Annotated in this window: 1 pseudogene; it reads left to right on the forward strand. The window is 79.3% G+C overall.

From position 1 onward, the window contains the following. Positions 1-203 (forward strand): annotated as a pseudogene (locus G3I42_RS26265) (two-component sensor histidine kinase); the annotation flags it as partial.

The raw sequence follows: 203 nt of genomic DNA on the forward strand, positions 1-203 counted from the left end.
ACCGGCACCCCCGCCACCCGTACCTGCGCGGGCCCGGCTCCCCTGCTCGATGCCGCGACGGCCCGCACGCTCCTCCTTGTGACCGCCGAGGCCCTGGAGAACACGGCCCGCCACGCCGGGGCCGCGCGCGTGACGCTCCGGTACGGCACCGAGCAGGCCACCGGCCGCCTCGTCCTCGCCGTGCGCGACGACGGCCGCGGCCT

The organism is Streptomyces sp. SID11385, assembly GCF_010548245.1.
Taxonomy (GTDB): domain Bacteria; phylum Actinomycetota; class Actinomycetes; order Streptomycetales; family Streptomycetaceae; genus Streptomyces.